Here is a 7,657-nt window from a genome sequence, read left to right as displayed (position 1 = left end):
CGTTGCGTGAGGGTCTGCTAAAAGGAGGGCTGGAAGTGAGGCCAACGTCCCATGGTCGGCAGTCACACCACCGAGCTGGCCCGGCGCCTGGAGCTGGTGCGGCCCGTCCATACGGTGAGGGGGCTGGCCTTCAACGCCATCCTCGCACTGGTGGCCGAGCATGCAGGCGAGGAGGCCTCGTCGCGGCTGGCCCGGGAGCTGGGCCTGCAGCGGATCATCGACTTCTTCTCCTACCCGGCGAGCGACTTCACGCGCCTGCTCTTCACCGCCGCGGAGCTGCTGTCACCCCACCTGGGCTCCGAGCAGGAGGCGCTCCGCGCCTGTGGGGCCGCGTGCCTCCACCAGTTCTTCTACTTCTCCACGGTGGGCCGCGCGCTGGCGAAGATCATGGGCCGCAAGAACCCCAAGCGGGGGTTCGCCAACACCTCCATCGCCTACGCCACGCTGGTGAACTACGGCTCCCACGAGTGTGAGGTGCTAGGGGCTCGGCAGCTGCGCCTCGTCTTCCGCGGCGACATGCAGCCGGCCCTCTTCCACGAGGGCACCCTGTCCGCCGCGCTCGAGGTGACGGGAGTGCAAGGGAAGGTGACGAGCACCATCCACGGCCTGGACCATGCGGAGTTCCTCCTCGAGTGGGAGGAATGACGCGCCGGGTCAGGGCACGGGAGCGGAGGCCTGTGGGGCCGAGCCCGAGCCGCCAGCGGCCGAGGCCACGGACACGGAGTCCAGCTGCGAGGCGAGCTCCTTCGTCCGGGCGAGGAAGTCCGGCAGCTGGGCCTTGGGCAGTGGCTCCGCGCGGGGGAACTTCTGGTTGAGCGGGTTGACGAACTGCCCGCCGCGCTTGAGCGCGAAGTGCAGGTGGGGCCCGGTGCTGCGGCCGGTGTTGCCCGAGTAGGCGATCACCTGCTTCTGGCTCACCCGTGAGCCCACGCGCACGCCGGCACCGTACTTGGACAGGTGCAGGTAGCACGTCTCGAAGCCGTTGGTGTGCCGCACGCAGACGGTGTTGCCGCCCGGGCCCGTGTTCTGGGCCTTCGTCACCGTCCCGTCGGCCACCGACCACACCGGCGTGCCAATGGGCGTGCCGTAGTCCACCCCGTTGTGGTTCTTCAGGTACTGGAGCACCGGGTGGAAGCGCGAGCCGAAGCCGCTGGTGACGTGCGCGAACTTCAGTGGGCTCTTGAGGAACGTCTTCCGCGCGCTGGAGCCGTCCTCCTGGAAGTAGTTGGCCTGCTGCCCGTCCGCCGGTTGGTAGCGGAAGACGCGCTTGGAGCCCACCAGCCCGCCCTCGTAGGCGGCCGCCAGCACCTCGCCGTAGCGCAGCACCCGGCCCTTGGAGACGAACTTCTCTACCAGCGCCCGGGCCTTGTCGCCCTTGCGGGGATCCCGGTAGAAGTCGATGTCCCAGGCGAACACGTCCGCCAGCACCACGCCGATGCTCGGATCCTCGCCCGCCGCCAGCGCCGCCTCGTAGAGCGAGCTGCTGATCTCCAGCGTCACCAGGGAGAGCTGCTTCTCCACCTCGATGGTGCGCTTGCTGCCCACGTACTTGTCGCCGTCGCGGCGCACCTGCCACTCGTCCACCGCGCTCTGCCGGTAGTCGAAGAAGTCCAGCACACCCTCGCGCAGGACGAGGCGGAACTGATCGCCCGGGCGGGACTTGCGGAAGTCGAACACGCCCTCCAGCGCGGAGACCACGGCCTCCACCTGCGCATCCGGCAGCGCCGCATCATGCAGCGCCTGCGCGAGCGTCTGCCGCGGCTCGATGCGGCGGTTCTTGACGGTATAGCTGGAGGACGCGAAGGCGAGCGGGGCAGCCAGCAGGGCCGCGAGGCAGAGCAGGGGAACGGTTCTCATGAGCGCTGATACAGGAGTGTAGAAGAGGTCCTCGCTCCTGCCCAACTCCTGGCCGGGGAATATCGCCCGCCCGCCCGGCTGCCTGCTCTTCAGTGCCCCTGGCCTACTTCGGCTGCTGCCGCTGGCGCTTGAGGCGCTGGTACTCCTGCCACGCCGTCTCGGCACGGGCCAGCAGTCGCGACAGCTCCTCCTCCTCGGGGGTGAGGGGCTCCTCAGAGGGCGGCTCTTCGCCCTCGCCCGAGGCCCCCACGCTGCCACCCTCGGCGGCGGCGTGGGCCAGGCGGACGGCGGCGGACTGGGTCGCCAGGCCGGGCCAGCTCGTCCGGCCGCGCTCGATGCTCACCTCCGCCCAGGGCTCCTGGGCGGGGCGCTCCCGCGGATCAAACACGAGCCGCGCCCGCAGATCGCCGTGGAAGCGCACCATCAGGGCGCCCAGCACCTTCTGGAAGAAGGTGCCCTGCTGATCGTGGGCGATGGAGATCTCCACCAGCTCCGCGCCATCACCCTCCAGGTGAAAGCGTAGGAAGCTCTCCTGGCCGTCGTGTTCCACCCACAGCGTGCCGTCCTCTTCCTTCTCGACACGTACGGGCAGGGCAGAACCCAGCTCCGACGGGAGACGCTCCAGCGCCAGCCTGGGCAGCTCGAGCCTGAAAGACAGCACCTCCACTGCTTCGATGCGCGAGCCCATCCGTTCTTTGCTCCGGCAACCCCAGAGACGCTCTAGAGGTCGACCTTCTTCTCCGAGTGGTTCTGGCCGTCGTAGCGTAGCATGACGCCCTTGCCATCGTACTTCGTAATGATGTTGACAGGGCGACGCCAGAGAGACTGTAAGTTTCTAAGAGTCTCCCGGGCATAGTCGCCCTTCAGATCCTGCCCGTCGTGCTTGTGGGCCAGGAGCAGCTCGCTGCGGTTCTCGAAGTTGGCGTCCATCACCTCGATGATGGGCTGGCCGAAGTTGGTCAGCCCCTGCAGCAGCTTGGACTTCACCTTGCGGAACTCCCGGTCGAGGATCTCCCAGGAGTTGCGCTTGTCGTTGAAGCCGTAGACGAAGAGCTTCTGCTCCAGGGCGAACTCGGCGGTGAGGAAGGTGTCGATGAAGGTGATGTCGTTGTAGTGCTTGCGGACCTCGAAGATCTTCTCGCGGCCGGCGCCCAGCTTCTTGTCCCACGAGCCGCGGGCCCGCAGGTCATCACACTCGTCCCACTCCTTGCCGAAGCGGCCCTTGTTCCACCGCTCCTCGATGTCCCGCCACAGCTCGATGCCCAGCTTGTAGGGGTTCAGCGCGCCGGGGCGGGTGCCCATGGTGCCCGAGTGGCGGTCCGCGTAGTCGATGATCTCCTCATCCTTCAGGGCGCGGCGCGTCATGATGGTGGAGTGCCAGTAGCTGGCCCACCCCTCGTTCATGATCTTCGTCTGGCCCTGGGGGGCGAAGTAGTGGGCCTCGTCCCGGAGGATGCTGAGGATGTCGGCCTCCCACGGCTCCAGGGGGGCGTGCTCCAGCAGGAAGTAGAGCACGTCGCGCTGGGGGCGCTCGGGGAACTTCTTGGAGCGCTGCTTCTCGTCCTCGACTTTCTTGCGCTGGGAGTCGAGGAACTCGCTGGGGTTGATGAAGCCGCGCATGTACTCGCGGCCGACCTTGAAGCCCTCCACGCGCTCGTTGGCCTTGGCCTCGTCCTCGGCCCGCTTCGGATCCGGGTTGCGGCGGATGTGCGGAGCGTGCTGGTCGATGAGGTTCTCCAGGCTCAGCGTCCGGTCAATGAAGTCCTCGACTTTCTCGACGCCGATCTTGTCGATCCACCGCCGCACGCGCGTGGCGTGGTTGGCCATCTCGTCGATCATCCGCCGGTTGGTGTGGCGGAAGGAGAAGTTGTTCTTGAAGAAGTCGCAGTGGCCGTACACGTGGGCCATGACCAGCTTCTGGTCCACGTCCGCGTTGCTCTCCAGCAGGTACGCGTAGCAGGGGTCGTTGTTGATGACGAGCTCGTAGATCTTCGACAGGCCGTACTCGTAGCCCTTGGAGAGCTGCTCGTACTCCATGCCCCAGCGCCAGTGCGGGTAGCGGTTGGGGAAGCCTCCGTAGGAGGCCACCATGTTCATCTCGTCATACGTCACGACTTCGAAGACGGTCTCGAAGAAGTCGAGCCCGAACTCGCGGGCATACCCGAGGATCTCCTCGTTCAGCGCGGCCAGGCGGGGTGTGAGGCTCTTGGGCATCGGGCTCGAGCTCCGTGGGGGGCAGGCGGCGCTTCAGCGGCCCTTGCCGAGGAAGTCCTTGATGGAGTTGTAGATGGCGTCCTTGTCGGCGATCTCGCTGAGGGACACGTTGGTCTGATCCCCCACGGCATCGCGCAGATCCTTGATGAACTGGCCGCTGCCGTACGGGCTCTCCACCTGGCCGTAGGCGAACTGGTTCACGTTGGGCAGCACATCGTTTCGCAGCATGTCGATGCACTGCCGCGTGTCGTCCGCGCTCCAGTTGTCCCCGTCCGAGAAGTGGAACGGGTAGATGTTCCACGCGCTCTTCGGGTAGTCCGCGGCGATGATGTCCCGGCAGAGCTTGTAGGCGCTGGAGATCATCGTCCCGCCGGACTCGCGGGTGTGGAAGAAGGTCTCCCGGTCCACCTCGCGCGCCACCGCGTCGTGGATGATGTAGCGGGACTCCAGGCCCTTGTACTGGTGGCGCAGCCACGTATCGAGCCAGAAGCTCTCGATGCGGACGATCTCCTTCTGCTCGTCGCCCATGGAGCCGGACACGTCCATCATGTAGATGATGACGGCGTTGGTCTCCGGCAGATCCTGGAGCTTGTAGCTGCGGTAGCGCCGGTCCTCGCGCGTGGGGATGATGACCGGGTTCTTCGGATCGTACGTGCCGGTGGCGATCTGCCGCTTCAGCGCCTGCTTGAAGGTGCGCTTGAAGTGGCGCAGCGACTCCGGGCCGGTGGTGTTGATGCCCGTGTACTTGATCTTCTGGGTGACGATCTTCTCGTTGTGCCGGCGCTCGATGTTGGGCAGCTGCAGCTCCTCGCCCAGGATCTGCGCCAGCTCGTCCAGGGTGACGTCCACTTCCAGGGCGTGCTCGCCCTCGCCCTGGCCGGCCTGGCCGTGCCCGTCCCCAGGCTGCACCTGCCCGGGGCCGAGCGTCTGACCCACCTCGCCCTCTCCCTGTCCGACGCCGCCCTGCTCCTTGTGGCCGTACTTGAAGCGCGGGATGTCGATGAAGGGGATGGGGATGGAGATGGCATCCTTGCCCTTCTTGCCCAGCATCTCGCCCTTCTGCACGTACTTGCGCAGGTTGGCCTTGATCTTCCCTCGGACGATCGCCTTGAAGCGGGAGTGGTCCTGGTGGATCTTCAGAGACACGGCTACTCCTTCGCGTCCCCTCGGGCGAAGATGCTCGCCACGAAGTTCAGCACGTCGGTGGAGCAGATCTCGCAGTAGCCGTAGTTCTTCATCATCCGGTCCTTCACCAGATCGATCTTCTCCTGCGTCTCCTTGTCCACCACGCTGGACACCAGGTTCTTCAGCTTGATGCTGTCCTTCTGATCCTCGAACAGCTTCAGCTCCAGCGCCTTGTGGAGCCGCTCGTTGGTCCGGTAGTTGAACGTCTTCCCCTCCACGGCGAGCGCGCCGATGTAGTTCATGATCTCGCGGCGGAAGTCGTCCTTGCGGCTCTCGGGGATGTCGATCTTCTCCTCGATGGCGCGCATGAGGCGCTCATCCGGCTCCTCGTAGAGGCCGGTGTACTTGTTCTTCACTTTCTCCTTCTGGGTGTAGGCCTTGATGTTGTCGATGTAGTTGCCGCACAGCTTGCCGATGGCGTCCTCGTCGGCGGAGATGGCGCGCTGGACTTCGTTCTTGACGATGTCCTCGTACTCCTGCTTCACGGTGGTGAGCAGCTCCTTGAAGCGCTTGCGGGAGTCCTCGCTGTTGATGAGCGAGTGCGTCTTGAGGCCGGCGTCCAGCTCGTTGAGGACCATGAAGGGGTTGATGCAGCCCTCGCCCTTGTCGCTCACCAGGGCGTTGGAGATCTTGTCCTGGATGTAGCGCGGGGAGATGCCCTCGAGGCCCTCGCGGATGGACTCCTTGCGCAGCTCCTTGATGTTGTCCTCGGTGAAGTTGGGCAGCGTCTTGCCGTTGTAGAGCTTGAGCTTCTGCAGGAGCGAGAGGTTGTGCTTCTTGGGCTCCTCCAGGCGCGTCATCACCGCCCACATGGCGGCCATCTCCAGCGTGTGGGGGGCGATGTGCTTGCCCTTGATGGCGCGCGAGTTGAAGTCCTTCTCGTAGATCTTCACCTCCTCGCCCAGCTTGGTGATGTACGGCACGTCGATCTTCACCGTGCGGTCTCTCAAGGCCTCCATGAACTCGTTGTTCTCGAGCTTCTTGTACTCGGGCTCGTTGGTGTGCCCGATGATGACTTCGTCGATGTCCGTCTGGGGGAACTTCTTCGGCTTGATCTTGTGCTCCTGCGAGGCGCCGAGCAGATCATAGAGGAAGGCCACATCCAGCTTGAGCACCTCGACGAACTCGATGATGCCGCGGTTGGCGATGTTGAACTCGCCGTCGAAGTTGAAGGCGCGCGGGTCCGAGTCACTGCCGTACTCGGCGATCTTGCGGTAGTTGATGTCGCCGGTGAGCTCGGTGGAGTCCTGGTTCTTCTCGTCCTTGGGCTGGAAGGTGCCGATGCCGATGCGGTCCTTCTCGCTGAAGATGAGCCGGTTGACGCGGATGTGGCTCATGACCTGGGCGAAGTCACCCTGGTACTGCGTCATCAGCTCCTTGAAGACGAAGCGGCAGGCGGGGCACAGCTCGCTGCCATCCGGGATGGTGTAGCCGCTCTCCGGCGGGGACAGCTCGGTGAAGATCTTCGAGCGCCACTCCTTGGGGATGAGGTTGAGCGGCTCCTCGTTCATGGGGCACTTCATCTTCTCCTTGGCGACCGAGCCGTCCGGCTGCTTCTTGTCGGTGGTCCAGGAGTAGGTGTACGCGGCGCCCTCGGGCGTCCTGGAGTACTCCTCCATGCCCTTCTTGAGCAGGCGGGCGATGGTGGACTTGGAGGAGCCCACGGGGCCGTGCAGGAGGATGACGCGCTTCTCGGTGCCGTAGCCCTGGGCGGCGGACTTGAAGACGTTGACGAGCTTCATCAGCGGCACATCGAGGCCGAAGATGGCGTCCCGGCCGCCGAACTTCTCGTCACTGAAGAAGGTGTAGCGGGTGAGCTTCTTCTTGTTGTCGATGTACTCGGTCTTCCCGTAGCTGAGGATCATGTCGTAGATCCTCTGGTAGGCGGTGCGGGTGATCTTGGGGTTCTTGCGGACGATCTCGAGGTAGTCCTCGAAAGAGCCCTCCCAGGTGAGCTCGGCGTAGGTCTTCGTGTCCTGCAGCGCGGCGATCTTCGAGACCCACGAAACCTTCTCAGCGTCCTTCATGTCTCTCCCTCGCGGCCCCCGAGGGCGCGGGAGTCGCGCACGCGGGGGGCCAGAATTTGAACCTGGGGGGGTAGGTACCCATTCCGATCCACCCCGCCAGCGGGTCCCAGGCGAACAACGCTCCTGGCGCCAATTCGGGACCCCGCCGCGGAGTGGGACCGCGTGGTCAGCACGTGTCGGGGGTGCCACGGGTGGGCACACCCTCCACGGGGTGAAAAGGCATCCTGATTATAAGGACCCCAGTCCCGGGGGGTAGGGTCCAGCGGGTCATCCCCCCATCAGTGAACGTCCGAAGCCGGGCATTCAGCCGATCTGACGGCACACTGTGGGGCAATGTCTCATGGGGATGGACATAACGACGCACACTTGTGACG

6 protein-coding genes are annotated in these 7,657 nt (G+C 64.9%); 1 reads left to right on the top strand and 5 read right to left on the bottom strand.

The genetic code is table 11. From position 1 onward, the window contains the following. The first annotated feature begins 51 nt into the window (after positions 1-51). Positions 52-645, top strand: a complete 594-nt coding sequence (locus VD972_RS07380; RefSeq protein ID WP_324982834.1) for a DUF2378 family protein — start codon at positions 52-54, stop codon at positions 643-645. Positions 646-654: 9 nt separating this feature from the next. On the opposite strand, the gene VD972_RS07375 is transcribed toward VD972_RS07380, so the two are convergent. The 5 genes from VD972_RS07375 to VD972_RS07355 all read right to left on the bottom strand — a co-directional run bounded on the left by VD972_RS07375 (position 655) and on the right by VD972_RS07355 (position 7,283). After that, positions 655-1,857 (bottom strand): M23 family metallopeptidase, encoded by a 1,203-nt coding sequence (locus VD972_RS07375; RefSeq protein ID WP_324982831.1) that lies wholly within the window; start codon positions 1,855-1,857, stop codon positions 655-657. A 103-nt stretch (positions 1,858-1,960) separates the two neighbouring features. Beyond that, positions 1,961-2,545, bottom strand: coding sequence for a hypothetical protein (locus VD972_RS07370; protein ID WP_324982828.1), 585 nt, complete (start codon positions 2,543-2,545; stop codon positions 1,961-1,963). Between the two features lie 32 nt (positions 2,546-2,577). Further along, positions 2,578-4,071, bottom strand: a complete 1,494-nt coding sequence (locus tag VD972_RS07365) for a SpoVR family protein (protein ID WP_324982825.1) — start codon at positions 4,069-4,071, stop codon at positions 2,578-2,580. A gap of 33 nt (positions 4,072-4,104) precedes the next feature. Continuing rightward, the gene (locus tag VD972_RS07360; protein ID WP_324982822.1) at positions 4,105-5,217 is read right to left on the bottom strand and encodes a DUF444 family protein; all 1,113 of its coding nucleotides are present in this window, start codon (positions 5,215-5,217) and stop codon (positions 4,105-4,107) included. Between the two features lie 2 nt (positions 5,218-5,219). Continuing rightward, positions 5,220-7,283, bottom strand: coding sequence for a serine protein kinase (locus VD972_RS07355; protein ID WP_324982819.1), 2,064 nt, complete (start codon positions 7,281-7,283; stop codon positions 5,220-5,222). Positions 7,284-7,657 lie beyond the last annotated feature (374 nt).

The sequence above is a fragment of the Hyalangium sp. genome (assembly GCF_035629615.1).
Taxonomy (GTDB): Bacteria; Myxococcota; Myxococcia; order Myxococcales; family Myxococcaceae; genus Hyalangium.
Note: the sequence above shows the minus strand (reverse complement) of the source record. Positions and strands in the feature narration are given on the sequence as shown.